The organism is Tunturiibacter empetritectus (assembly GCF_014201375.1).
GTDB lineage: Bacteria > Acidobacteriota > Terriglobia > Terriglobales > Acidobacteriaceae > Edaphobacter > Edaphobacter lichenicola_D.
In genome coordinates this window covers 158690-184637 of record NZ_JACHDZ010000006.1, presented here as the reverse complement: position 1 = coordinate 184637, position 25948 = coordinate 158690, and the positions used below count along the sequence as shown (strand labels likewise).

Annotated in this window: 24 protein-coding genes and 1 tRNA gene; 15 read left to right on the top strand and 10 right to left on the bottom strand. The window is 59.8% G+C overall.

Annotation, left to right across the window (positions count from 1 at the left end; all coding sequences use genetic code 11):
* Nucleotides 1–44 precede the first annotated feature (44 nt).
* The 4 genes from HDF10_RS16965 to HDF10_RS16950 form a co-directional block, all read right to left on the bottom strand.
* Nucleotides 45–653, bottom strand: coding sequence for an acetate uptake transporter (locus HDF10_RS16965; RefSeq protein ID WP_183815473.1), 609 nt, complete (start codon nt 651–653; stop codon nt 45–47).
* 130 nt (nt 654–783) lie between these two features.
* Nucleotides 784–1383 carry a Spy/CpxP family protein refolding chaperone gene (locus tag HDF10_RS16960; RefSeq protein WP_183815471.1) on the bottom strand — a complete coding sequence of 200 codons (600 nt, stop codon included), beginning with the start codon at nt 1381–1383 and terminating at the stop codon, nt 784–786.
* 1 nt (nt 1384) lies between these two features.
* Entirely contained in the window at nt 1385–1903 is a 519-nt protein-coding gene (locus HDF10_RS16955) for a hypothetical protein (RefSeq protein WP_183815469.1), read from the bottom strand.
* Entirely contained in the window at nt 1900–2508 is a 609-nt protein-coding gene (locus HDF10_RS16950) for an RNA polymerase sigma factor (protein ID WP_183815467.1), read from the bottom strand. The genes HDF10_RS16955 and HDF10_RS16950 overlap by 4 nt, the downstream gene beginning before the upstream one ends.
* Nucleotides 2509–2635: 127 nt before the next feature.
* Between HDF10_RS16950 and coaD the strand changes: the two genes are divergently transcribed.
* From coaD to HDF10_RS16925, 5 genes are all read left to right on the top strand, one after another.
* Entirely contained in the window at nt 2636–3130 is a 495-nt protein-coding gene (coaD, locus tag HDF10_RS16945; RefSeq protein WP_183768851.1) for a pantetheine-phosphate adenylyltransferase, read from the top strand.
* Nucleotides 3131–3186: 56 nt separating this feature from the next.
* Nucleotides 3187–4383, top strand: a complete 1197-nt coding sequence (locus HDF10_RS16940) for a pyridoxal phosphate-dependent aminotransferase (RefSeq protein WP_183815465.1) — start codon at nt 3187–3189, stop codon at nt 4381–4383.
* A gap of 68 nt (nt 4384–4451) precedes the next feature.
* Entirely contained in the window at nt 4452–5618 is a 1167-nt protein-coding gene (locus HDF10_RS16935; protein ID WP_183815463.1) for a mannose-1-phosphate guanylyltransferase, read from the top strand.
* 106 nt (nt 5619–5724) lie between these two features.
* Nucleotides 5725–7176 carry a phosphoglucomutase/phosphomannomutase family protein gene (locus HDF10_RS16930; protein ID WP_183815461.1) on the top strand — a complete coding sequence of 484 codons (1452 nt, stop codon included), beginning with the start codon at nt 5725–5727 and terminating at the stop codon, nt 7174–7176.
* Nucleotides 7173–7853, top strand: coding sequence for an HAD family hydrolase (locus HDF10_RS16925; RefSeq protein ID WP_260177969.1), 681 nt, complete (start codon nt 7173–7175; stop codon nt 7851–7853). Before HDF10_RS16930 ends, HDF10_RS16925 begins: the two co-directional genes overlap by 4 nt.
* Before the next feature lie 367 nt (nt 7854–8220).
* Here HDF10_RS16925 and HDF10_RS16920 read toward each other — a convergent pair whose 3' ends face one another.
* Together HDF10_RS16920 and kdsB are read right to left on the bottom strand one after the other, a co-directional pair.
* Nucleotides 8221–8571 carry a hypothetical protein gene (locus tag HDF10_RS16920; RefSeq protein WP_183815459.1) on the bottom strand — a complete coding sequence of 117 codons (351 nt, stop codon included), beginning with the start codon at nt 8569–8571 and terminating at the stop codon, nt 8221–8223.
* 464 nt (nt 8572–9035) lie between these two features.
* On the bottom strand, nt 9036–9749 hold the full coding sequence (gene kdsB / locus HDF10_RS16915) for a 3-deoxy-manno-octulosonate cytidylyltransferase (RefSeq protein WP_406706663.1): 714 nt from the start codon (nt 9747–9749) through the stop codon (nt 9036–9038).
* A 176-nt stretch (nt 9750–9925) separates the two neighbouring features.
* Between kdsB and HDF10_RS16910 the strand changes: the two genes are divergently transcribed.
* From HDF10_RS16910 to HDF10_RS16900, 3 genes are all read left to right on the top strand, one after another.
* Nucleotides 9926–10002, top strand: a tRNA-Met gene (locus HDF10_RS16910).
* A 143-nt stretch (nt 10003–10145) separates the two neighbouring features.
* Nucleotides 10146–11378, top strand: a complete 1233-nt coding sequence (locus tag HDF10_RS16905; RefSeq protein ID WP_183815457.1) for a S41 family peptidase — start codon at nt 10146–10148, stop codon at nt 11376–11378.
* A gap of 74 nt (nt 11379–11452) precedes the next feature.
* Complete coding sequence (locus HDF10_RS16900; protein ID WP_183815455.1) at nt 11453–14029, top strand: PBP1A family penicillin-binding protein; 2577 nt, start codon at nt 11453–11455, stop codon at nt 14027–14029.
* Here the strand turns inward: HDF10_RS16900 and ribF are convergent.
* Genes ribF through ygfZ form a run of 4 tightly spaced genes read right to left on the bottom strand, consistent with a single transcriptional unit; the run spans nt 13974 to nt 17450 of the window.
* The gene (gene ribF, locus HDF10_RS16895; RefSeq protein ID WP_183815453.1) at nt 13974–14960 is read right to left on the bottom strand and encodes a riboflavin biosynthesis protein RibF; all 987 of its coding nucleotides are present in this window, start codon (nt 14958–14960) and stop codon (nt 13974–13976) included. The genes HDF10_RS16900 and ribF overlap by 56 nt on opposite strands.
* On the bottom strand, nt 14960–15760 hold the full coding sequence (locus HDF10_RS16890) for an MBL fold metallo-hydrolase (protein ID WP_183815451.1): 801 nt from the start codon (nt 15758–15760) through the stop codon (nt 14960–14962). Before HDF10_RS16890 ends, ribF begins: the two co-directional genes overlap by 1 nt.
* A 2-nt stretch (nt 15761–15762) precedes the next feature.
* On the bottom strand, nt 15763–16383 hold the full coding sequence (locus tag HDF10_RS16885) for a DUF1844 domain-containing protein (protein ID WP_183815449.1): 621 nt from the start codon (nt 16381–16383) through the stop codon (nt 15763–15765).
* A 2-nt stretch (nt 16384–16385) separates the two neighbouring features.
* Complete coding sequence (ygfZ, locus tag HDF10_RS16880) at nt 16386–17450, bottom strand: CAF17-like 4Fe-4S cluster assembly/insertion protein YgfZ (RefSeq protein ID WP_183815447.1); 1065 nt, start codon at nt 17448–17450, stop codon at nt 16386–16388.
* 59 nt (nt 17451–17509) lie between these two features.
* Here ygfZ and HDF10_RS16875 point away from each other — a divergent pair, with 59 nt between their 5' ends.
* The 7 genes from HDF10_RS16875 to mpl all read left to right on the top strand — a co-directional run bounded on the left by HDF10_RS16875 (nt 17510) and on the right by mpl (nt 25937).
* Nucleotides 17510–19081 (top strand): hypothetical protein, encoded by a 1572-nt coding sequence (locus HDF10_RS16875; protein ID WP_260177968.1) that lies wholly within the window; start codon nt 17510–17512, stop codon nt 19079–19081.
* 38 nt (nt 19082–19119) lie between these two features.
* Complete coding sequence (gene mtnP / locus HDF10_RS16870; protein WP_183815445.1) at nt 19120–19986, top strand: S-methyl-5'-thioadenosine phosphorylase; 867 nt, start codon at nt 19120–19122, stop codon at nt 19984–19986.
* Nucleotides 19987–20062: 76 nt separating this feature from the next.
* A complete protein-coding gene (locus tag HDF10_RS16865; RefSeq protein ID WP_183815438.1) occupies nt 20063–21007 on the top strand; it encodes a PfkB family carbohydrate kinase in 945 nt (314 codons plus the stop codon).
* A complete protein-coding gene (locus HDF10_RS16860; RefSeq protein ID WP_260177967.1) occupies nt 20952–22700 on the top strand; it encodes a glycosyltransferase family 39 protein in 1749 nt (582 codons plus the stop codon). Before HDF10_RS16865 ends, HDF10_RS16860 begins: the two co-directional genes overlap by 56 nt.
* Before the next feature lie 42 nt (nt 22701–22742).
* Nucleotides 22743–23546, top strand: coding sequence for a diaminopimelate epimerase (dapF, locus tag HDF10_RS16855; RefSeq protein ID WP_183815436.1), 804 nt, complete (start codon nt 22743–22745; stop codon nt 23544–23546).
* The gene (locus HDF10_RS16850; RefSeq protein WP_311732799.1) at nt 23543–24487 is read left to right on the top strand and encodes a S66 peptidase family protein; all 945 of its coding nucleotides are present in this window, start codon (nt 23543–23545) and stop codon (nt 24485–24487) included. The genes dapF and HDF10_RS16850 overlap by 4 nt, the downstream gene beginning before the upstream one ends.
* A gap of 16 nt (nt 24488–24503) precedes the next feature.
* Entirely contained in the window at nt 24504–25937 is a 1434-nt protein-coding gene (mpl, locus tag HDF10_RS16845; protein WP_183815432.1) for a UDP-N-acetylmuramate:L-alanyl-gamma-D-glutamyl-meso-diaminopimelate ligase, read from the top strand.
* The last annotated feature ends 11 nt before the right edge of the window (nt 25938–25948 follow it).

Genomic DNA, 25948 nt, shown 5'->3' with positions numbered 1-25948 from the left:
GGTTCAAAGGAAGCGCTGGGTGCCTTGATTCCGGCGCTTCCTTTTTAGTTGCGCAGGAAGGGTTTACCAGGTGAGAGGACGATGCGGCCAGCGGTTGCGTTGAGAACTTCGATGAAGGCGACAAGGATAGCGTCGATTCCGGTGATCAGGCCGAGATATCCTCCGATTCTGGTGCAGCTCAGGCTGCCGATGAGGTAGCCGAAGTCGCCACAGGCCAGGAAGAAGAATGTGATCCAGAGCAGGAGGAAGATACTCCAGACAGCTTTGCTGAGGCGAAAGGTGACGATCCAGAGCAGGAAGGTCAGAGCTCCCCACATCAGCAAAACAACCGCTACGCCAATGGCGGGAGGGGCCTTCAACCAACCTGCTCCGACGGTCCACTTCATCAGGGCAAACCACCACCAGAAGAGGCCGTAGGAGGTAAAGGCGACCATGCCAAATGTGTTGCCGGCCTTGAACTCCAGCACTCCGGCGATCAGCTGCGCGATTCCACCATAGGCGAAGGCGAGGGGAACGACGGCAGCGACGGCCTCCGGTGGAAGAAGGCCCGCATTGACGCAGCTGAGAACTACAGTGGTTAGGCCAAAACCGGCCAGACCGAGAGGGCCGGGGTTTGCGATTTTAGACGCAGTAAGAACGGTCTCTTGTCCCATCGTGCTGGAGGTCTCCTCATTTTGCGCAGCTCCCGTTCCCGGAAGCGAACAGCTTAAGCTGCCTTTGGATGCGCCCCCATCTTACTGACCGTTTGCGGGAAAGCAAACCGGGAAGATGCGTGTCGGTAGGCTAGAGCATTCCCTCGCCGCCGCCCGGGGCGCCTGGAGGAGGTGGTGTCTGGCCATCTGAACCCGGTCCTCCACGTCCCCCCGGGCCATCCAGCATCCGCATGCGGCGACGCTCACGCCCCTCGGCCTGCAGTTTGGTCCACTGGTCCGGTGTCAGCACATTGCGAATTCCCAACAGCATCTTGGCGTTCGCCTTTTCAAGCTCTGCGCGCGCCTGCGCCGTGTGGTCGATCTGTGCCAGGATCTTGTTCGTGTCCGGAGGATTCGCCGCGAGCATCGGCTCCATCAGAACCTCCTGCTTCTCCACGTTGGCTCGCAGGTCGATCAGTTGCAGCTTGCTCTGCTGCAGGATGTCATCCATCCTCTTCTGCTGGTCCGGCGTCAGGGTCAGCTTCTGGATCAGGTCGGGATTATGCCACCAGATTCCTGGGGGCCCGATGCGAAAGGCCCCGCGAATCCCCACTCCTTCACCCCATCCGCCGCGGTCCCGATCCATCCCCCCACCGGCCTGAGGTGGCGAACCCGCGGGTGGCTGCGCCGTCAAAAAACTTCCAGAGAGAGTCGCGAATAGAACAATCGAAAATACAGGTTTCAAACGCATGTTAGTTCGTCCTTTGATCTGAAGTAGAAGTGAGTGATGTTGTGCTGTCGGTCGGATCGGCCAGCGGCTCCATTGGAGAAGGCACATCAGCCGAGACCTTCCGGTCGATATCCGAGAGCAAAGCCTCATCCGACTCCGCCGTCTGCGAAGACACCGCAGCAGCGGTCTTCGCTGCGGAACGAGCGGCAGATTGCTGGTGCAAGCTGATCGGGAAAAGGGCTGCGACGAAGACTACCGCCGCTGCTGCCCAATAAAGTGGCTGCGAGAGCACGCTGTGCGGAGGCGCAATGGACGAGCGCCGCGCGTAGCTGTGCGCGAACTCCTGCCGCGAGTAGGCGACCGAGGCATCGCGGAAGTGAGAGAGCGAATCGCGCAGGCTCTTCAGCTCCGCGGCGCAGATCAGGCAGGCCTGAAGGTGCTGATCGACAACATCGGTCTCATGATCGGCGCCAGCAGACGGAAGGGACGAGTCAGCGAGGAGAACGTCGCAGAGTTGCTCGTGAGTGAGGTGGAGGTTCATAAGGAGTCCTTGAGAGAGGCGGTGTGGCGAGCCCGAATGGTCGCGAGGGCTCGGTAAAGATGTGTCTTGACGGTGCTGATCGGTAGACCTGTGATGCTGGCGATCTCGGAGAGTTCAAGCTCCTCGAGGAACCGCAGCAGGAAGACGCTTCGCTGGCGCTCCGAGAGTTCTGCAACGCTCTGCCACACCAGCGTCATCTGCTCGCTCGCGATCAGGCGTGACTCGAGGGAGCTGTCGCGATGCGGAACGTAGGACGAGATGTCGGATACATCGACGGCGGTGTCCGAGACCCGCTTCCAGAAGCGGAAACGGTCGGTGCGGGTGTGATCGCGAACCAGGTTCAGCGCAATCCGCATCAGCCAGGTCAGGATCGAGCAGTCGCCGCGGAAGCTGCTGCGCGCCGACCAGGCTCGAACGAAGGTGTCCTGGGTCAACGTCTGCGCCACATCGCGGTCGCGGATCGAGACCAGATGGAAGCGGAAGATCCGCTGCTCATAGGTGGCCACAATCGAGTCCATATCGTCGAGAGCAGTGGCCTGCGCTTGCGCGATGACCGTCTGCCGCGTGATGGAGAGACTATCGGAGCTGAGAGCTTGTGATGGCATTTGGGAACCGTATTCAGGCTGCTGCGGCATTGTTTTGCTGTTGAAAGAGACGCCCGAGCGGCCCCGCAAGACTACAGAATCGTGGAGATTTATTTTTTACCGGTAAAGCAAGGTATGCTGCTCATGCATGCATACGGTAAAAGCAATTTATCCTGGAACCTTCGATCCACTGACGAACGGACACCTCGATCTGATAGCCCGCGGGTCGAAGATCGTGGATGAGTTGGTCGTAGCGATCCTGCGCAACTCGGAAAAGGGTACGCCTCTGTTCACCGTTCCGGAGCGTGAAGAGATGATCACCGAAGCGACCCGCAGCTTTGGGAATGTCTCGGTAACCACCTTCAATGGTCTCCTGGTCGACTTTGCCCGGCAGCAGGGTGCTAAGGCTGTTCTTCGGGGCATCCGTGCGATCAGCGACTATGAGTATGAATTCCAGATGGCGATGATGAACCGGAAGCTCGATCCTGAGCTTGAAACCCTCTTCATGATGCCGGCAGAAAAGTACACTTACGTCAGTTCAAGACTGATAAAAGGCGTCTTCCAGCTCGGCGGCGACGTTACGGCTCTGGTGCCTCCGCTGGTTGTTGAGCGCCTCAAGGCGAAGGTTCCGAACCGGCTCTGAGGGCCTGAGAAGACTTGCTCCTTTATCTCGCTGGCTAAATCTGCCAAACTAGAGATATGACCACAGCGACAGCGACGAAGATATTCGCGGACCGTATCGGCCGCATCGAAGTTTCCGCAACCATGGCGATCACAGCCGCAGCGCTGAAGCTCAAGTCTGAAGGCGTGAATCTTGCGGACTTCGGCGCCGGCGAACCTCACTTTTCTACGCCGCGCCACATCAAGGACGCGGCCATAGAAGCAATCGAGAAGAACTTCACCCGCTATACAAACGTGGCTGGTATTCCGGAGGTGCGCAAGGCCATCGTCGATCGGCACGCCTGCGACTTCGGCTCGAACTACACACCCGAAGAGTGCGTCTTTACTACCGGCGGCAAGCTGGCGCTTTTCAATGCGATTCAGGTGCTGGTTGACCACGGGGATGAGGTGATCCTCCCCGTTCCCTACTGGGTCTCCTTCAAGGACATCATCCAGTACGCAGGCGGAAAAGTCGTTCTGGTCGAGAGCAAAGAGGAAGAGAACTTCCGCATCACCGCGAAGATGATTGAAGCGGCGATCACCCCGAAGACCAAGGCGATCATCCTCAACACTCCGTCGAATCCTTCTGGTGCTGTGGTCGCTCCGGAGGATCTCGAAGCGATCGTTCGCCTCGCTCACAAGCATGGCATTTACGTGCTGCTCGACGAGTGCTACGTCTACCTGACCTTCACCGGAGAAGTCGTCAGCGGTGGCTCCTTCACCGATTGCAAGGAACATATCGTAGTACTGGGCTCACTCTCGAAGACGTATGCGATGACTGGCTGGCGAGCCGGCTTTGCGCTGGGGCCAAAGCCGATCATTGCAGCGATGAGCAAGCTTCAGTCGCAGAGCACCTCGAACACGGCCAGCATGGTGCAGCGAGCCTCGATTGCGGCATTGACCGGTTCGCAGGAGTGTGTCACGGAGATGCGCGCTGACTACATCAAGCTGCGCGATCAGATTCTGGCGGGGTTCAAGACCATTCCGGGTCTGACGTGCACTGTGCCGCAGGGAGCCTTCTATGTGTATCCGAATATCAGCCGGTTCATCGGCAAGGGCGGTATCGAGTCCGCATCGGATTTGGCAGCGAAGCTCCTGAGTGAGGCGCATGTTGTGGTCGTTCCCGGGGAGGCCTTCGGGACCTCGGAACATATTCGGCTGTCTTACGCCGTCTCGCACGACGTCGTGGATGAAGGCGTGAAGCGAATGCGGGACTACTTTGCAACACTGAGTTAGCTGTTGATCTTGCGTCTGGACCGCACTGCTGCTTTTACAGTGCGGTCTTTTCACTAAGACGGAGGCTTATGTCCATTGAAGGCGGTAAGACGGAGCAGAAGTTCGCTCCGGTGATTCTTGCAGGCGGGAGCGGAACACGGTTCTGGCCTCGAAGCCGAAAGGCTCGGGCGAAGCAAGTGCTGGCTCTGGATGGCGAGCGGACCATGATTCAGCAGACGGTGGAGAGGTTGACTCCGCTGGTCGACCCGGGCGAAGTCTGGGTGATCACGAACAGCCTTCTTGATGACCTGATCGCCGAGCAGCTTCCTGAAGTACCTCGCGAACATATCCTGAGCGAACCGGCGGCCAGAAATACCGCGCCTGCGTGTGCTCTTGCTGCGTTTCTGCTGGAATCGAGTTCTCCAGAGACAGTGATTGGCATCTTTCCGTCGGATCATGTGGTGAAGAATGGGGCGCGGTTCGCGGAGGTGATTCGCGCTGGCGTTACGCTTGCTGCGAGTGGGGAGAAGATTGTCGTTCTGGGAGTTCCTCCTACGCGGGCTGAGACCGGTTATGGCTACATCGAGTTGGGGGAGACTGTAGATCCTGCGCAGGTTCCTCATTCCGGAGTTGCGGTTCGGCGCGTCAAGCGGTTTACGGAGAAGCCAAACACTGAGGTTGCGGAGCAGTTCGTTGCATCGGGGAACTACGCCTGGAACGGAGGGATCTTCCTCTGGAGCGCGCGGACTCTGGCCAATGCGATTCGTGAGCATTGTCCTGCGATGGCTCCGCTGCTGGAGAAGATAGCTGCTGCTCATCGCGTCTCGAAGGCGGAGTTCGAGCGCGTGTTCGCGGAGGTTTATCCGCAGTGCGAGAACGTCAGCATCGACTATGCGGTGCTTGAGCCGCGCTCGTCCAAGGGCGAAGCAAGCGCTGAGATCTACAGTCTTCCAGGCGACTTCGAGTGGAACGATCTGGGCTGTTGGTCTGCGTTGCATGAGCATGCGGCTGGTTGTCCTCCGGAGAGCGTCTCGCTGACGAATGTGTTTGAGGGCGAAGATCCGCTTTGCATCTCGATCGACTCGAGCGGGAACTACATTCATGCGCCAGGGAAGGTGATTGCGCTGGTTGGTGTGACGAATCTGGTTGTGGTTCAGACGAAGGACGCTTTGCTGATTACGACTCGGGAGCGATCGCAGGATGTAGGCAAGGTGGTCGCTCAACTGAAGAGTGCTGGTCGAGAAGACCTGATCTGAAGCTTGTTTCTTCGTTCACCTTTCGTCTTTATTTTTTTCTTGTCTTCCTTTCTTTTCGCTGTTGCGGGTTGCTGCATCAATTCATTCAGGAAAAATCGAAGAAACTATGGCAGAGACAGTGGTAAAGTTTGGCACGGACGGCTGGCGGGGCATCATTGCGGATGACTTTACCTATGCGAACGTTCGGGTGGCGGCGTCTGCGATTGCGAACTACGTTTTAGCGCACGAGAATGCGGCGGCTGGGGTGTGTATCGCTTACGACACGCGGTTCGGCTCGCACTCTTTCGCGAAGGTTGTTGCCGAGGTGCTCGCCGGGGCGGGTATTCCGGTGGCCATGGCTGCGGAGATTACGCCTACGCCTGCGCTGTCGTATGCGGTTCGCGAGCGCAAGGCTGCGGGTGGCGTGATGATCACCTCGAGCCACAATCCGGCCGAGTGGAACGGGGTGAAGTACAAGGCCAGTTATGGCGGTTCGGGCAAGCCTTCGATCATGGCAGCGATTGAGAGCTATCTCGACAAGCCGCTGGCGAAGGCTGCGAAGTCTGCTTCGATCGAGGAGGTCGACTTCAATACCGATTACGTTGCTGCGATCGCGCGCTTTGTCGATCTCGATGCGATTCGTGCCTCCGGATATAAGTTTTTGATCGATTGCATGTATGGGGCGGGCCGTGGCGTGGTTGCTGGGATCTTTACGAGGGCCGGGGTTCCTTTCGTCGAGATTCGCAACGAGATCAATCCGGCGTTTCCGGGGATTAATCCTGAGCCGATTCTGCCGCACATCAAGGCTGCGCAGGTTGCTATGGTTGCGGAGAAGTGCGATGCGGGGCTGATCACGGATGGGGATGCGGACCGGATCGGCGCGGTGGATGAGCATGGCAACGTGGTGGATGCGCACAAGATCTTTGCTGTGCTGCTCAAGTGGCTGCTGGAGCGGAAGAAGTGGCCGGGGGATGTGACGCGCGCCTTCAACACGACGAAGATGCTGGACCGGATCTCGGCGAAGTACGGGCGGCGGCTGCATGAGCATGGGATCGGGTTCAAGTATGTCTGCGACCTGATGCTGGAGCAGGAGATTCTGATCGGCGGCGAAGAGTCGGGGGGTATTGGCATCAGCCGGCACCTGCCGGAGCGGGATGGGCTGCTGAACTCGCTGCTGCTGGCCAATGTGATGGCGGATGAGAAGAAGACGCTCGGCCAGCTGGTGGCGGCGCTGCAGGAGGAGTTCGGCGAGCACCAGTATGGACGCATCGATATGCATATTGACGAGGAGCTGAAGCAGTCTGCGATTGCGCGGGCAAAGGCTCTGCAGGAGTCGGTGGGAACGGCGGACTTTGCGGGGTTGAAGGTGCTTCGGGTGGAGACGCTGGATGGGATCAAGTTCTTTCTGGAGAATCCTGACTGCGTCGGCAAGCCCAAGGCGGCGGAGACGTGGCTGCTACTTCGCGCTTCGGGGACGGAGCCGTTGCTGCGGGTGTACTGCGAGAGCTGCTCGGTGGAGTCGGTGGAGCGGGTGCTGGCGGCGGCGAAGGCGTTTGTACTGCAGGGACGTGGGGCTTGAGCAAAGAAGGCTTGAGCGAAGAGGCCTGCGTGAAGGCGAAGGGCATCCTGTTCGATATGGATGGGGTGCTGGTGAGCTCGATTGGGTCGGTGGTGCGCTGCTGGCGGGAGTGGGCGGAGCACTATGGGATTCCCAATGCAGAGATCTTCATGGTGCCGCATGGAATGCGCGCGATCGAGATTGTGAAGTCGCTGGTTCCGGAGATCGATCCCGAGGAGGGGCTGCGGTATATCGAGGATCTGGAGATGAACGATGTGGCGGACCTGGTGGTGCTGCCGGGGGTGAAGGCTCTGCTGGAGAGTCTGCCGGCGGAGCGGTGGGCGATTGTGACCTCGGCGACGCGCAGGCTGCTGCTGGGGCGTCTGAAGGCGGCTGGGCTGCCGGTTCCGGAGCGGATTATCAGTGCGGACATGGTGGAGCGGGGGAAGCCCGACCCGGAGCCTTACCAGCGCGGCGCGGAGCTGCTTGGACTGCGGCCTGAGGATTGCCTGGTGGTGGAGGATGCGCCTTCGGGCGTTGATGCCGGGCTGGCGGCTGGGTGCCAGGTGTTGGGCGTGGCTGGGACCCATACTGTGGAGGACCTGAAGGGTGCGCAGTGGGTGGTTCGGTCGCTTGAGGGGGTTTCTATGGGCGCGGGCGCGAATGGGCTTGAGGTGCGGTTTACTCCGGTGGGCTGAGTTTGGTGGCTGCTGGGCGTGTCGCCTGCGGGATGTCTCGGTCAACGTCTTGTCTCCTCTCTCCAGAGTCAGGTCTCCAGGGTCAGGGGGTACCCCCCATATTACCGGTGTGTAAACTGCCTTTTTTTCAATGGCTTAGACCCTTGTTTCGCCTGCAAATACGAGATAACAAAGGGCTTGCTTGCAGATTCTTGCAAACAAAGGGGTTACGGCTGAGTGTTCGCTTTAAACGCAAAAACTCCGCGGTTTGGCGGAGTTTTTGTTCCCTTTGCTTCAATTATAGAGGATTGTGGTTAAGTGATGCGCCACGCTTATATCGTTGAATACGCTTGCTTTATGTGATTCAGGGGGTTGACAGCGATTTTCGTCACCAGTGGATGGTGGGGGTGAAGATGTAATGGGTTTCGAGAAAGGAGGCGAGGGGGTAGAGGAGGAGCATGATGCCGGTGGCCCAATAGAAGATCTGGAGCGGCAGGGTGGAGGAGAGGGAGGGGCGGGGGAGGGGCTCGGCTTCGCGGAAGACCAGGCCGCCGATGAGGGAGATGGCTGCGGAGAGGGCGAGGAGGAGGAGCGAGTCCAGAGTGGGGTCGTTGAGGACCTGATGGGGCTGGGGGAGGAGGTGGGGGTCTTCGAGGGGGAAGAAGACGGTGTGGAAGATGATGAAGAGGGAGAGAAGGCAGAGGAAAAGGGCTACGGGTTTGGCTAGTTCGAGCAACATGCTTCTGCTCCCTTGGGTGGGAACCTAGTCTACTGCTTTCGGTGGGGTGGCGGTTTTTTTGTGGGTGGGGGACGGCTTGGTATGGGTTGGGCTCTACAAGTGGGACGTTTTTGGAGAGGACGGCATACTCCAGGGGCTAAAGCCCCACGACTGTCTGGTTCGATAGAGACCCAAGGCTGAAGCCTTGGGGTACCTAGAGGCAAAGGCAACAGCAGATTCCTTCGGCTTCGGCGTCGCACGGGGTGCGGAATGACGCAAGAACCGGCAAACTGCAAAGGCGAACGCGAAGGCGAAATACAGGGATCCTTCGACTGCGTGACTCACAAAGTGCCGTGAGTCACTTCGCTCAGGATGACGATGTCATGGGATGGCGGTGTTGTGGGGGTGGTGTCTTGGGTGGTGGTGTTGCGGATGGGTTGATGGAGCGAAGAGAGGTGCGGAGGGAAGGATAGGAGCGGATTTGATTATTGGCGCAGGAGGAGGGCCTCTACGCGTTGGAGGTCTGCTTCGGTGTCTACGCCGATGGTGTCAAACTCGGTCGGTTCGACGTAGATGCTGATGCCGTTTTCGAGGAAGCGAAGTTGCTCGAGGCGTTCGGTTTGTTCGAGGAGGCTGGGGGGTAGGGTGGGGAAGCGCTCGAGCGTGGCCTTGCGGTAGGCGTAGAGGCCGATGTGCTTCCAGTATTCGGGGGCGGCTCCATCGCGGTCGTATGGGATGGTGGCTCGGGAGAAGTAGAGGGCGCGGCCGTCGGCGGCGGTGACTACCTTTACGGCGTTTGGGTTGGCGATGTTTTCGGGGGTGCAGAGGACTTTGAGGGTGGAGACTTCGACGTGGTGGTGGGTGAAGGGGCGGAGAAGGGCGGTGAGGTGCTGGGGTTTGAGGAGGGGCTCGTCGCCCTGGATGTTGACGTAGATGTCGGCGTGGTGGTGGCGGGCGACGGCGTGGACACGGTCGGTGCCGCTGGGGAGGTCGGGTGAGGTGAGCTGGACGGGCCAGTGGTTGCGGTGGCAGAGCTCGGCGACCTCGTCGGAGTCGGTGGCGATGAGGACGCGATCGAGCTGGGGGCAGGCGCTGGCGGCCTCGTAGACCCAGGCGAGCATGGGGCGTCCGGCTATGGTGCGGAGGACTTTGCGCGGGAGGCGCGTGGAGGCGAGGCGGGCGGGGATGACGCCGAGGATGCTCGGCTTTCCGCTTTGGCTGGTCGGCTGATCGCTGTCGCAGGCCTGCTGCTCGCGGTCGCTGGGCGGCTTTTCGCTGTGGCCGGAATCAAGTATGATTGGAGATGGCTGTGCCGTGGCGATGGTTCTCTCTGACTACAGAGGAGTTTTGCGCCGGCATACCCCTTACACACATCGGCGGTGTAGCTCAGATGGTTAGAGCGACGGACTCATAACCCGTAGGTCGACAGTTCGATTCTGTCCACCGCCACCAAAGTGTTATAGCGACTGCTGGCGCACTCTGTATGGATCGAGAGTATCATTTTGTCTATATTGTTTTGCCTGCGGGGTCATTTCGCCTGCGGGTGCGTCTAACTTTTGTTGCGCCAGGAATACCCCTTGGAGTTGCTCCGAACTATGCCTAAGATCTCGAAGATTCTGTTGCTCGCTGTGTCGGTTGTTCTGGTTGTCACGGTGTTTCTTGGGGTGAACTCGAACCCTGTGAACGCTGCGAGTGAGCCGCAGGATGGGGCGTATCGCCAGATCAACGTGTACAGCGAGGTGCTGCGGCATATTCAAACCGACTACGTTGAAGAGCCGAATATCAATGCGGTGACCAATGGCGCGCTGCGTGGCTTGCTGGAGTCGCTCGATGCGGACTCGAGCTATCTGACGCCGGAGGACTACAAGGCGTTCAAGGCGGATAAGGGCGGCAAGGCGCAGGTGGGGATCAATGTTTCGAAGCGGTTTGGGTATGCGACCGTGGTTTCGGTGGTGCCGGGGAGTCCGGCGGATAAGGCGAATCTCTCTGATGGCGACATCATTGAGGCGATCGGACCGCAGGATACGCGGGATATCTCGCTGGCGATGATTCAGCTGTTGCTGGAAGGGCAACCGGGGAGCGAGCTGACGGTTTCGGTGGTGCGACCGCGGAAGGCTGCTCCGGATAAGATTGTGATGACGCGGGTTTCGACGCCGCCGCCGCCGGTTGCGGAGACGATGTATGAGAACTCGTCGATCCTTTATCTGAAGCCGGGCGTGCTGGATCATGACCATGTGCAGCAGATTGAGACGAAGCTGAAGGCGATGCCGAAGGTGGGGAATAAGAAGATTCTGCTGGATCTGCGCGACGTTGCGGCGGGGGATATGCCGGAGGCGACTCGGCTGGCGAACTTCTTCCTGAAGGACGGCACGATTACGATTCTTGAAGGGCAGAAGGTAGCGAAGCAGACGTTTACGGCGGAGGCGTCGAAGGCGATCAATACGACGGCTCCGGTGGTGGTGCTGGTAAATCGTGGGACGGCGGGCCCTGCGGAGCTGGTGGCTGCGGCGCTGCTGGATAACAAGCGGGCGGACCTGGTTGGCGAGAAGACGTTTGGCGAAGGTGCTCAACAGAAGACGTTTGAGTTGCCGGATGGTGCGGCGTTGATTCTTTCGATTGCGAAGTATGAGTCGCCTTCGGGGAAGAAGCTGCAGGATGATGGCGTGACGCCGGGCGTTCTGGTGGCTTCGACCGCAGAGGATGCGGTGGCGGAAGAGGATACGACGACTCCGGCGGAGAAGTCGCAGCAGCCGCTGCAGAAGCCGGCGGTGACGGTGGATGAGCAACTTACGAAGGCGCTGGACCTGTTGAAGAGCAAGGCTGCTTAGGCTGGTGGTTTCGGGCGCGATTGGCCCTTTTGTGGGAGAGTAACGCCCACTCTGCCATGCTATTGTGAGACTTCGTGCAGAGCCTACACAGCCCCGAGAGAAGGCCGCCAACGCCTGATGACGAGATACCCGATTGGCAACGTGCGCTTCGCCGCGCGACGCTGAACGGACCTGATTATCCCAGCCGGCGAATTGCGAGACGGGTTACGTTTTATGCGCTGCTGGGGCTGTCTGCGGTCTTTGGCGCGCTTTGCGGGCTGATGCTGGTTTACTCCATTGATCTGCCGCAGATGGATGACCTGGCGAGGTATCGTCCGAACACTACGACGGAGTTGCTGGATGTGCATGGGAAGCCGTTTGGCTCGTTTGCGCTGGAGCGTCGCGTGGTGCTGCCGTATTCGGAGTTTCCGACGGTTCTGAAGCAGGCAATTATCTCGATTGAAGACAAGAGTTTTGAGAGCAACTGGGGGGTGAACCTGGTGCGGGCTGTTGGGGCCGCGTACCGGGATCTGCATTCGAGCGGGAAGACGCAGGGGGCGTCGACGCTGACGATGCAGCTGGCGCGTAACTTGTTTCTCTCGTCGGAGAAGACGTATGGCCGCAAGCTGCAGGAGATCTTCCTGTCGGTGCAGATCGAGCGGCGATTTACGAAGCAGCAGATCTTCGAGCTGTATGCGAACCAGATCTACCTGGGGCATGGGACGTATGGGTTTGAGGCTGGGTCGGAGTACTTCTTCAACAAGAAGGTGCGGGATCTGACGTTGCCGGAGGCTGCGCTTCTGGCTGCGCTGCCGAAGGGGCCTGAGGCTTACTCGCCGATCAAGTATCCTGACCGCGCGTTGAGGCGTAGAAATCTTGTGCTCAGCGAGATGCTTGCCGATGGCAAGATCACGAAGAAGCAGGCGGAGGAGGCGGAGGCAGCGCCGCTGGGGCTGCACCTGGAGGCGCCGGCAAACAGCATCGCACCGTATTTTGTGGAAGAGGTGCGAAGGCAGCTGGAGAAGCAGTTTGGCGTGGAAGAGGTGCATGGCGCGGGACTGAAGGTTTATACGACGCTTGATCTGGATCTGCAGCAGGTGGCGAATAAGGCGATTCTGGATGGCACAGCGACGTATGAGCGGCGGCGTGGGTGGAAGGGAAGGCTGCCGAACGTGGTGCTGGATGGGGCGGACGTGGAGAGCTATCGCCATCCAGACTGGGTGCAGCCGATTGAGAACGGAAGCTACGTTCACGGTGTGGTGACGGTTGTTACTGCGAAGAAGGTGACGGTAAAGCTTGGTGCGTGGCAGGCTGTGCTGACTCCGGAAGACTGGAGATGGACGCAGAATGTCGACGGCGATGGTTTCCTGCGCACGGGAGATGTTGTTTATGTGAGGGTGGAGGGTAGTTCGCCGGATGGTTCGCTGAAGGTGTCGCTGCAGCAGGATTCGGGCGCGCAGGCTTCGATAATGGCGGTGGACAACTCGACCGGCGAGGTGCTGGCGATGGTGGGGGGCAGGGACTTTGCGTTGTCGCAGTTCAATCGCGCCACGCAGTCGCAGCGACAGGTGGGTTCGTCGTTCAAGCCTTATGTTTATACGACGGCGATTGAGGGTGGGGCTAAGCCTACGGACATCATCGTCGATGGGCCGACGACCTTTCCTACGCCGAACGGGCCTTATACGCCGCACAACTATGAGGGCGACTACAAAGGCGCGATGTCGCTGATGAATGCGTTCGCCGAGTCGAGGAATATTCCCGCGCTGAAGCTGGCGGACCGGTATGGAATCCGCAAGGTGATCGAGACGGCGCATCGCTTCGGGATTACGAGCAATATCCCGGCGTTTCTGCCGGTGGCGATTGGTTCGGCGGATATTAGTCTCGCGGAGCAGGTGAGCGCGTACAGCGTATTTCCGAACGACGGCATCCGGATTGAACCCCGATACATTCGGAGGATTACGCAAGCCGATGGACTGCCGCTGGACCCGTCTCCGTCGCAGGTGTCGGAAGTTGTCTCGGTGGATACGGCGCGCACGATGATGCAGTTGCTGCAGGCGGTGGTGCGGTATGGGACGGGGGCTTCGGCTTCGCAGTTGAAGCATCCTCTGGGAGGCAAGACGGGGACGACGAACGACTATACCGATGCGTGGTTTGTCGGATTTTCGCCGTCGATTACGTGTGGGACGTGGATTGGATTTGACGACCGCGAGTCGCTTGGAGAAAAAGAGACGGGGGCACGCGCGGCGCTTCCGATGTGGATGGATTTTATGAGGGCCGCGATTGCGACCAGGCCGGATGAGGCGTTTCCGACTGCGGGTGCGGCGAAGAAGAGGCTGGACGTGCCGCTCGGGACTGGGGTGGGCGAGGCTAGTCCGGTTCGTCCGCAGGTGAAGAAGGTACAAGCAGAAGATTCCGGGGCGATAGGTTCCGGGTCGACGAGCGGGGAGAAGGCTAAAGGTGCTCTCACTGCTAATCCCCCAGCTGGCCCAGCGCCATCGGTTCCGGGGGAAAAGCCGAAGACGAATGGGGTGGCGCCGCAGGCGATCTATGTGCCGGTGAAGCCTACTTCGGTGCCGCAGGCCGTTGCGGCGCGTGTGAAGCCGGCACCTATGTCGGCTAAGCCTGCGGATGAGCGGAGTGGAGTTTCGAATCCACCACCCGACATATATTGAAGTAGCGTTTTGCTTTGGCGACGTCGCGGCCGATCTGCTCTTTCAGCGCTTCGGGATTTGGCCAGCGCATCTCGGCGCGGAGACGACGCAGAAACGTCAGGACGAGCGGCGTTGCTTCGTTCAGCTCGATTGGGTGGAAGTTGAGCAGGTGGGTTTCGACGGTGAAGGAGTCCGCGCCGAAGGTTGGGCGGTTGCCTACGTTGGTCACTCCGTCGAAGGTTTCGCTTGATGGCCCTGTGCCTACCGTGAGCGAGGTGATGTAGACGCCGTTTGCGGGAAGCAGCTCGGCGTAGGGCGCGAGGTTGATGGTGGGGACGGTGTAGCGGGTGCCGTAGCCGCGGCCTGAGGCTGGTGTGCCGCAGATGGCGAAGCTGCGGCCGAGCAGGGCGCGAACGTGGGTGACGTCGCCTTCGGAGATCATCTGGCGGATGCGGCTTGAGGAGATAGTCTCTCCGCGGAGGTGGCGCGGCGCGTAGACGCGCACGGTGAAGCCTAGTTCGCGGCCGAGGGCTTCGAGACTTTCGATGCCGGCCTCGGCCTGATAGCCGAAGCGGAAGTTTTCGCCCTCGTGCAGTTGAGTGACGTGGAGTGCGCGCTGGAGGACTTCGGTGGCGAAGGTGCGGGCCGTCATGCGGGAGAGTTCGCTGGTGAATGGGAGAACGAGGACGGCGTCGATGCCGGTGGCTGCGAGCAGCTCGAGTTTTTGCGGGAGCGGCGTGATGAGCGGTTGACTGGATTCGGGACGGATGACTCGTGCGGGGTGAGGATCGAAGGTGATGGCGATGGAGCGGAGATTTTGTGCGTGGGCTTGCGCTACGACCTCGGCGATGACCCACTGGTGGCCGCGATGGACGCCGTCGAAGTTGCCGATGGTGGCGATCGATGGGCCGAAGTCGGCGGGTATGTCGGCGAGTTGGCGGAATATCTGCATCAGGCGATCTCGAAGGTGAGCTTGAGGCCGTCGTAGGCCAGACGGATGTGGGGTGGGAGGTCGGCCTCGGTGGCGGCGTGGTCGAGGTCGTGGCTCATGTGGGTGAAGAAGGCTCGGCGCGGCTTGAGTTGTTCGACGAGGGCGACGGATTTGTCGAGGTGCGAGTGGCTGGGATGGGGGTCGCGGCGGAGGGCGTCGAGGATGAGGACGTCGAGATTCTGGAGGAGCGGGATGCTCTCGGCGGGGATGTCGCTCATGTCGGTGAGGTAGGCGGCGTTTCCGAAGCGGTAGCCGGTGATCTGCTCGCGGCCGTGGGTGACGGGGACTCGGCGTATGCATGCGCCGAAGAGATCGACTCCTGAGCCGGGCGTGGGGTCGATGCGATGAATCTCAACGCGGGCGCTGGTGGGGTAGCGGTCTTCTTTGCGAAAGGTGTACTCGAAGATGCGCTCGAGGGTCTTTGCGGTGGCGTCGTCGGCGTAGATGGGCAGGTTGCCGTTGCCGCGGAAGCTGAGGGGGCGGAGGTCGTCGAAGCCGAGGACGTGGTCGGCGTGGCCGTGGGTGTAGAGGACGGCGTCGACGCGGTGGATGTTCTCGCGAATGGCCTGGGCGTGGAAGTCGGGGCCGGTGTCGACGAGGATGGTGTGGTGGTTGTAGTCGAGACGGAGGGATGGGCGGGTGCGGCGATTGCGGGGGTCTCCCTGAGGAGAGACGGCGGAGGTGCAGACGGCGCAGTCGCAGCCGAGGGTCGGCACCCCCATGGAGGTGCCGGTGCCGAGGAAGGTGAGGGTCGCCTCCATCGTTAGCGGACGATGCTGGGGCCTGCGGGGCCTGGACGGCCTGCTCCGCCGGGGGCTTTGGAGGCTGCGGAACGGGCGAGGGCCTGCGTGACTTCGAGGAAGGCCATGCGCAGCTCGAAGAGAGCGCTTTCGAGCAGGCGGGACTCTTCGGGGGAGAGATTGCCTTTGGTCTTCTCTTCGAGGACGGCGAGCATGTCGATGCTCTGACGTGCTCCGAGGATATCGACCTGGGGCTGCTGGCCCTCCTGCGTGGTGCCGCCGAGCTGCAGGATAGAGGTCATGTAGACGGACTGGACGAGCTGATCGAAGCTCATCGTGGGCGGGTGGTCCATGCCGGGGTTGGCCGAGCGGATGGCGGTGTCGAGGCGATCGGCGGTCATGTCGTAGGCGCGCTTGGCCTGCTCGGTCTGCTCGGCGGTTAGGGCTGGGGGGAGTTCGGGGTCTTGCGGTGTCTCGGGTGTGGCGGGCGGGGTCGGGGCTGTCGGGACTACGGTTGCGGATTCGACCGGACTGGTGGCGCGCTCTTCTCTCTCTGGCGAAGGATCAGCGTCGGGGCGCAGCTCACCGTCCATGGTGAACTTGCGGCGGTCGGTGACAACGAAGGGCTTGTTCTGTTCACGCATGTTCACACTCTTTCAGGAGTTTCAGATGCAACCGATGGCGCGGAGGCTGCAGGTTGCGAAAAGGGGAGCGAGACCGGCTGTGCGATACCGCCGGCGTAGAGGATTGGGAGGCCGCGGTCCAGAGCTTCGCGGCGGATGTAGCCTAGTCCGAAGTGGAGGGCCTGGGCTTCGCCTGGTAGCGGGATGGCGGCGACGCTGGTCAGTTCGCCGATCTGCTTGCCGTCGGCTTCGAGCGATATGCCGGCGGTTGGAAGATCGCCGTCGAGCCGGAAGCCGCTGAAGGTGCGATGGACGTTACCGCGGGAACGGATTCGCTCGACGATCTCCTGGCCGAGGTAGCAGCCCTTGGCGAAGTGCAGGGCGCGGGTCTGGCCGGTCTCCTGGGGGAGTTCGCGGTCGCGGATGTCGGTTCCGATCTGCGGAGTTCCTTCGAGGATGCGGAGCCATTCGAGGCTTTGCTCTTCGCAGGGAGTTGCGCCGAGGCTTTGCAGGGCGCTGGCTAGCTTTGGGGTGGTCGGTTGATCGGCCCACAGCTCGTATCGTGGCACGAGGGGGCTGTATGCGTGCAGGATATCCACTTCGGCGTTGTTCCAGCTGAGTGAGCGCATCGAGAGCGGGGCGAGATCACCGGCGGCGAGACCGATTTGTTGCAGGAGCGAGGCGGCTTTGGGACCGGCGACCAGCAGGCCTGAGCGGGTGTTGCTGATGTCTGCGAGCTCGACGTCGTCCATGATGATGAATCGGTCGAGCAGCGTTATCAGGGTTGGGATCTGGGGCGAGCTTGTCTCTATGAGGAGATCGTCCGGACGGGCGAAGATGGTGGCGTCGCCCTGGATGCGGCCTTGAACGCTGAGGAGGAAGTTATAGGTGCCCTCGCCGGGGGCCAACTGCTGGATGGAGTTGGTTACCATCCCGTTCAGCCAACGGACACGATCTTCGCCGGTGACTCGTATCCAACCGGTTTGGTTGAGATGCGACAGGCCAACCCCCTGAAGGAGCGCGGCAAGCTGTGCGGGGGAGCCTGTGGCCGACGGAACGGCGATATCGGATTGTGCTGGTGAACTCATGACGGAATGATGCAAAAAAACTTGCGTACACTTGATTATAGCGGTGGATCGAGAGGGTTATGTTGCTGGGAAGGCTTTGGGCCGGGAGCGGGAGTTCGATGAGGATGGTCGCGGCGTTTGCGCTGTGGTCGGCCAGTTTTGCAGCCTATGCCGCGCAGACGGCGACTCCGGGTGTTGCTCAGCCTGCTTCGCCTGCTGTGAGTCAACAGCCGATGACCAAGCAACAGGCGAAGGAGCTCTTTCGTTCTGTGGATGAGATTCTCAGCTTCGTCAGCAGCGACACCAAGTTGCCGATTGAGCATTCCGTGAAGCGAAAACTTATCTCGCGCGATCAGGTGAACCACTACCTCAAAGATAAGTTCGACGAGGATGAGGGCGCCAAGCGCATGGAGCGGTCGGAGGTTGTGCTTAAGAAGTTCGGGCTGCTCGATCGCGACTTTCATCTGCGTCCGTTTTTGCTGTCTCTGTTGACCGAGCAGGTTGCCGGTTTTTACGACAACAAGACGAAGACAGTGAATCTGCTGGACTGGATTGAGCCAGACGAGCAGAAGCCAGTACTGGCGCATGAACTGACTCACGCCCTGCAGGACCAGGCCATTGATCTGACGAAGTGGTCCGACGTGAGTTTGTCCAGCACCTCGCATAACGTGCAGGAGGACAATCATCACTTGCAGATGGATGAGGCAGATACCGCACGCACGGCGGTGGCGGAGGGACAGGCGATGGCGGTCTTCATCGACTACACGCTGCGGTCCTCTGGTAAGACGATTGCCGATGCGCCGGATCTTGCGGACAAGTTGAAGGACCAGGCGACGGACACAGGCGGATCGCCGGTGATGGCGCGTGCTCCGCTGCTGCTCCAGGAGTCTCTGCTGTTTCCGTATGGCGAAGGGCTTGGCTTCGAGCAGGCGATTCTGATCAAGGCCGGCAAAGAGGCGGCGTTCCATGGCGTGCTTGCGAATCCACCGTCTTCGAGCTTCGAGATCATGAATCCGCAGGCTTATATGGCACATGCGCCGGTGCCGCTGGTTCGACTGCCGGATATTCATCCGCTGCTCGATCCGGAGTACACGCCCTACGATATCGGCGTGATGGGGGAGTTGGACGTTCGCATTCTTGCGGAGCTGTTCGGCGGGCGGGAGCAGGCAAGTGCGTTGGCGCCGGAGTGGAATGGCGGGGTCTACTATGCTGCACAACGCAAGTCGGCTGTGACCGAGGCGGAGAAGGAGTCGACGGCTTTTATTGGACTGCTCTACTACTCGAGATGGAAGAACGCTGATTCGGCGCGGTCTTTTCTGCGTATCTACGCGGCACAGATTCCGAGAAAATACTCAAACGTTGTGGAGCGCAAGAACGATGAGTCCGGCGATGCGGAACTGGTGTACTCCACCAATGAGGGAGATGTTCTAATCTCTCGATCGGGAGACTCCGTCTTTATTGGCGAAGGTTTCAACCTGGCGCTGGCACGAAAGCTGCGCGACGTGATTGCGAGCATACAGCCTGAGGGGCCGATGCAACAGGCAGTTGTGCCAGTCGCGGAGCCAGCGCTCTCGATGTCGCGAGTTCTGGCGTCTTTCGGCGCGGTCAATGAGAGCGCTCTGCAACGGTATACTTCCAGAGGGGCGAAGTAGCCAGCCGGACCGTGTCCGCCAAAGGGAGCGACAGTATTTTGAAGAAGGCAGAGATTGGAATTATCGGGGGCAGCGGCCTGTATGCCATGCCAGGACTGACCAATGTGCGCGAGGAGCGCGTGACGACTCCGTTCGGCGATCCGTCGGACGCTTTTGTTCTTGGTGAGCTCGAAGGCCGAAATGTCGCTTTTCTTGCTCGTCATGGACGCGGTCATCGCATTCTGCCGAGCGAGTTGAACTTCCGCGCCAACATCTTTGCGATGAAGATGCTTGGAGTCGATACGATTCTTTCGGTTTCGGCGGTGGGCTCGCTGAAAGAAGAACACAAGCCGACGGACTTCGTGATTCCGGATCAATTTATCGACCGCACCTTTGCTCGCGCTTCTACGTTTTTTGGCGAGGGGATTGTTGCTCACGTCGCCTTCGGCGATCCGATCTGCGCGCCGCTGGCCGAGGTGCTGAAGAAGGCTTGCGATACGGTGGGCGTGGTTGGCAAGCTTGGTGGAACGTACGTCTGCATGGAGGGGCCGCAGTTCTCGACTCGCGCGGAGTCGAATCTATATCGAAGCTGGGGCGCTGATGTGATTGGGATGACGAACCTGCAGGAGGCGAAGCTCGCTCGTGAGGCGGAGCTCTGCTATACCACCGTGGCGATGGTCACCGACTACGACTGCTGGCGCGAAGGCCACGACGACGTTACGGTGGATCAGATTGTTGCTGTCATGCATCAGAACGCGGACAACGCCTCAAGGGTAGTACGTGCGGCTGTTGCGGCGATGCCAGTGGATATGACAAAAGGCTGCGCGTGTGTCGATGCTTTGAAGTACGCCATTCTTACTGATCGCAAGGCGATTCCAAAGGAGACCAGGCAGAAGCTTTCTTTGCTTCTTGATAGATATCTCTGAGGCTAATCGTTTTCGCATTCAATTTTTGTAACTGAATTAGTTGCTAATATTAATTATTGCAGTGCAGAAGGAGTTTATGGCAATTCTCGTTGTAGGTTCGGTAGCGTTCGATAACATTGAAACCCCTCATGGCTCTGTGAAGGATTGCCTGGGCGGCGCGGCAACTCATTTTTCGCTTGCGGCCAGTTACTTTACGCCGGTACGCGTTATTGCCGTCGTCGGAAAAGACTTTACTGCAGAGCATGAGACGATCTTTACCCGCCGCGGCATCGATACGAAGGGTATCGAGCGGTCGGAGGGGCTCAGCTTTCACTGGACGGGTTCCTACTCGGGCAATATGGATGAGGCCAAGACTCTCGGCACAGACCTGAATGTCTTCGAGACGTTCGAGCCGAAGATTCCGAATGCGTATAAGGACAGCGAGTATCTGTTCCTTGCGAACATCGATCCTGTGCTGCAGTCGCGCGTGCGGAGCCAGATGCCGAACGTCCGCATGGTTTGCGGAGATACGATGAACTACTGGATTGCCGATCACTCGGCGAATCTTGCGAAGGTGCTGCGCCAGCTTGATGTGTTGCTGATCAATGACGGTGAGGCGCGCATGCTGGCCGGGGAGCGCAATCTGGTTGTCGCCGCGGAGAAGGTTCTCGCGATGGGACCGAAGACGCTAGTGGTCAAACATGGAGAGTATGGTGCGACCGCCTTCTTCAGCGATCGCTCGTTCCCTGGCGGCAGCAAGGCATTGCGTCCGTTTCGTGCGCCGGCGCTTCCGCTTGCGGAGGTGGTTGATCCTACGGGTGCGGGGGATTCGTTTGCCGGAGGTTTCTACGGATACCTCGCGTCGCAGCCAAAGCTGACGCCCGCAGTTCTTCGCACCGCGATGTTTTATGGCGGCGTGATGGGTTCGTTTGCGGTGGAACGCTTCGGGACCGAGCGGCTGCAGAATGTGTCTCGTGAAGAGATAGATGAACGATTCAAGCTCTTTCTGGAGATCTCCCACCTTGAACATGCGGGGGTCTAAATCGTCTCGGACTTCCCGGCTCAACAGGCCGACGGCATCGACCGTCGCGGGCCGTGCTGCTGGCGCGGGTGCTGCGGAGTTCGATCCGGAAGAGGTGAGGCCGGCGACGCGGCAGGAGACCTTTCCAGTCGCGTTGGCTGCGGTGCTGCTGTCTTTTATCGCGCTGCTTTTGTCGTACTCGCGCGGATATCTCCTGCTGTACGGTGATGCTGTGGCGCATCTTGGCATTGCTCGCCGCATTCTCGACTCACGCAATCCGGGGCTTGTCCAGCTTGGCGGGGTCTGGTTGCCGCTGCCGCATCTGCTGATGCTTCCTTTTGTGCAGAAGGTGGAGTGGTGGCAGAACGGGTTGGCTGGCGCGTGGCCTTCGCTGATCTGCTATATAGCGAGTGTTGCCGGTATCTACCGGCTGGCGCGGTGGATGATGATTCCTCGCTGGGCTCTGGCGGCGACGGCGCTCTATGCGCTCAACCCGAATCTGCTCTACCTTGCGACGACCGCGATGACGGAGCCGTTGTTCCTGATGCTTCTTATCTGGACGACTCTGCTTACCGTTGAATGCGTTGCTGCAATCAAAGACTCGCGGGTGAGTGCGGTTCAGCGCCGTCTGATGCTGCTTGCGGTCTTCATCCTGGCGGCTGTGTTTACGCGATACGACGGCTGGATTCTGGGTGCCGCGGTCTGGTGTGTTGTGATGGTCTCGCTGGCGCGCAATCGCGAGATGTGGCGCAAGGTCGCTTCGTTTTTTGTTGTCTTCACGGTGCTGGTAATTGCAGGGCCGGTCAGCTGGCTCGCCTATAACCAGCACTTCTTTCATGATCCGCTGGACTTCCTGCGTGGGCCTTATTCGGCGGCGGCGATTGAAAAGAAGACCATGCCGCCTGACGGCCATCACCATCGTGGATGGCATAACCCTGTATGGGCGTTGGTGTTTTATATGCGCACGGCGCAGGTCGATGCAGCTTTCTGGGAGACTGGGTTTTTACTGATGGCGGCGGCCGTGGGTGGGTTGATTCTGGCAGTACGTCGCCGCCTAGTGCTGTCGTCGCTGTTGCTCTGGATGCCGCTGCCTTTCTATGTTTATTCGGTGGCTTACGGTTCGGTGCCGATCTTTATTCCGCAGCTCTGGCCGCACTCCTACTACAACTCACGCTATGGGATGGAGTTGCTGCCGGCGCTGGCGATCTTTACGTTTGTGGCGGTGCAGTGGATGGAGCGGGGGTGGAGTGAGACGCAGCCGCTTGCTAAGAGGTTAATGCAGCCGGTGACGCTTCTGTTGATCGCTCTGAATACGGTTGGGATGATGTACTGCACGCCGCTGGTGCTTAAAGAGGCACTGGTGAATTCAACGACTCGCGTTGCGTTTGAGACGGCGCTGGCTCGTCAGCTGGGCGAGTTTCCTTATGGCTCGACGATTTTGATGTACAACTCCGATCACGTTGGAGCGCTCCAGGATGCTGGAATCCCTCTGCGGCAGACCGTCAATGAAGGAGACTACGACAGCTTTCAGGCGGCGCTGGCTGCGCCTGCAGAGCATGCGGGCTATGTCGTTGCGATCACCGGTGATCCTGTGGCGGCGGCCGTTGCGATGCATCCTCAGGGGCTTAATGAGTTGACGATCCTGTGCACGAGCGGCCAGCCCTGCGCACGTATTTATAAGTCTGACCGCTTCAGTGTCGCGTCGCCGCAGTAGAACGGCCGACTTGCAGATAGCATTGAGGCAGAATAGGAGCACATGATTCCCTTCGTCAAAGCGCATGCCTGCGGTAATGATTTCCTGATCATCGAGGAGCCGCTGGCGCAGCGCCGCCATGCTGAGCTTGCCCGTAAGCTGTGTGCGCGGAACACCAGTGTTGGCGCGGATGGGATTGAATTTCTTGATCGAAGGGCGAACGACGAGTTTTTTTTGCGACTCTTCAATGCGGATGGCAGCGAGGCGGAGCTCTCCGGCAATGGGACGCGCTGTGTGGCGGCATGGCTGGCGAGCAGCGAGGGGAGGCAGGAGGTTGCGCTGGGCACTCATGGGGGCTTGCGCATTTGTCATGTGATTGAGTCGAACGATCCGCTCTATCTGATCGAGAGCGAGATGGGGGTTCCGCGGGTGATGCAGCGCACGATCGTGCTGCCCGGGGTTGGTGAGGTGCCAGGCGCGATGGTGAATGTTGGCAATCCTCACTTCGTTCTCTTTGTCGAGAATGATGATTTCAGCGCGCATGGCTTGAATTGGCAGGAGCTTGGGGCGCGGATCAGTGGGAGTCCAGTGTTCCGGTATGGCACCAACGTTGAGTTCGTTCGGATTCTGTCGTCTTCCGAGATTGCGTTTCGCATCTTTGAGAGAGGCTGCGGGCCTACGACCTCTTCCGGCACAGGCACATGCGCCTCTTCGGCTGCGGCGGTAGTGCTTCGTGATGTGGCGCGCGAGTTGACTGCGATTGCAGAGGGCGGTCCGCAGCGAACGGTATGGCCTTCGAACGATGCGGTGATGCGGTTGACAGGACCGGCGGAGATTATCTGCCGCGGCGAGGTCGCGGCCCTGTGACGACGTCCCTTTTCAAGCCTCGTGCGCTGCGTTCAGGCGCTACCCTTGCGGTCTTGTCGCCGGCGAGTACTCCGAAGCCGGAGTTGGTGGAGCGGGGCATGGCGCACCTGCAGCGGCTTGGGTACAAAACCGTACTCAGTCCGCATGCGCTGGATAGCGGGCCGCTGTACTACGCGGGCAAATTGGAAGATCGACTGCGGGACCTTCATGCGGCGTTTGCGAATCCGGAGATCGATGGGATCGTCTGCACGCGGGGCGGGTGGGGATCGGCGGAGTTGCTGCCTCATCTTGATGCGAAGCTGATTGGCTCGAATCCGAAGCCGTTTATCGGGTACAGCGACCATACCTCGCTTCATTGCTGGCTTCACAGCGAGGCGAATCTTGCTACGTTCTATGGGCCGATGGTGGCGGCTGATTTTTCACGAGAGGATGGTGTGGACCTCGCGAGTTGGCAGCATAGTCTGACAGGCGATAGTGCATGGTCGCTTGGTGACGCGGAGGGGCTTCGCGTCTTGCGTGCGGGGCAGGCTGAGGGCTTGGTCGCGGGTGGATGTCTTTCCATCTTCGCGGAGGCGCTGGGCACACCGTATACTCCGCGTATGGAGAGGGACAGCATTCTTTTTCTCGAGGACATTGGGACGAAGCCGTATCAGTGGGACAGGATGCTGCTTCATCTTCGCTATGCGGGGGTACTTGAGAAGGTGACTGGGATTGTCTTCGGGGATATGCGGCAGTGCGCTTCGCCGGACGAACAGGACTATCTGGAGCGGGCGATTCTTCATGCGCTTGGTGAGTTTGATGGCCCGATCGCCGTCGGGCTGCGATGCGGGCATGTGAGCACGTATAACGTCACGCTTCCGTTGGGCGTTGCCGCCAGACTGGATCTCTCCGATGCGAGGAATCCGCGGATGCACCTTCTCGAAGCAGCGGTCAGCGGTTAGGCTGGAGTCTCGCGACATGCAAAATTCCAAACACATTCATCTGATCGGCATTTGCGGTACGGCGATGGCTTCGCTGGCTGGAATGCTGCAGTTGCAGGGGCACCGTGTGACAGGGTCGGATACGGCGGCCTATCCGCCGATGAGCGATCTGCTTGCGTCGCTTAAGATTCCGATTCGTGAGCCCTTTTCGGAGAGCAATCTGGAACCGAGGCCGGACCTGGTGGTGGTGGGGAACGCTATCTCCCGGGGAAACGTCGAGCTGGAATATGTTCTGGATACGCGTATCCCATTTTGTTCGATGGCCTCGATTATGCATGATGAGTTTTTGCCGGGGCGGGAGTCGCTGGTCGTTGCCGGGACCCATGGCAAGACAACGACCACCAGTATGCTGGCGTGGATCTATGAGGTTGCGTCACGACGAAACCCCGCGCTGGCGCCGTCGTTTCTGATTGGTGGCGTTGCGGAGAACTTTGGGACGAGCTTTATGGTTCGTTCAACCAGACCGTTTTTGCTGGAGGGAGACGAGTACGACACTGCCTTCTTCGATAAGGGGCCGAAGTTTCTTCATTACTTTCCCGATGCATTGATTTTGACTCACGTCGAGTTTGATCATGCGGACATCTATGCTGATCTGGCTGCGGTGAAGACTGCATTCAAGCGGCTGGTCAATCTTGTGCCGGGGCGGGGGCGGATTGTTGCGTTCGATGGCAGTGAGAACGTGAGCGAGTGCATTGAGAGGGCCTTTTGCGCGGTGGAGCGTTATGGCTTCGATCCTCTGTCGCACTGGCGTCTCGCGGATCTGCGGCATGAGGGGACGTTGACTCGCTGGACGGTGACCCGTGCGGGTGCTCCGTTCGCCAAACTGAGCCTGCCGATGGCGGGAGCGCATAATGCGCTCAATGCTACTGCTGCTGCGGCGCTGGCGGCGGGGCAGGGTGTTCCGACGGAGGCGATCGTCGAGGCGCTGGCCACGTTCAAGAGTGTGAAGCGCAGGCTGGAGGTTCGCTCGGTGGTTGGGGGCGTCACTGTGATTGACGACTTTGCGCATCATCCGACGGCGATTCGGGAGACGTTGCGGGCGCTGCGGGAGTCGTATCCGAACCGACGTCTGTGGGCGGTGCTGGAGCCGCGATCGAATACGTTGCGGCGGAATGTCTTTGAGCTTGATCTGGTGGATAGCCTCGCGCTGGCGGACCGCGTTGTGCTGGCTTCGGTGTTCAAATCGGAGAGTATTCCGGCAGACGAGCGACTGCATCCTGAGCATGTGGTGAGTGCTTTGAATGCACGTGGAGTGCCTGCTAGTCTGCTGGCGGATGCAGACGCGATTGTGAAAGCGGTGGTGCCGGAGTTGCGTGAGGGAGACGTAGTTGCGATTCTCTCCAACGGGGGATTCGGGAATATCTACGGGAAGCTACCGGCGGCGATTGCGGGCCGGACTACAAGCAGGTAACGCCGCGGTAG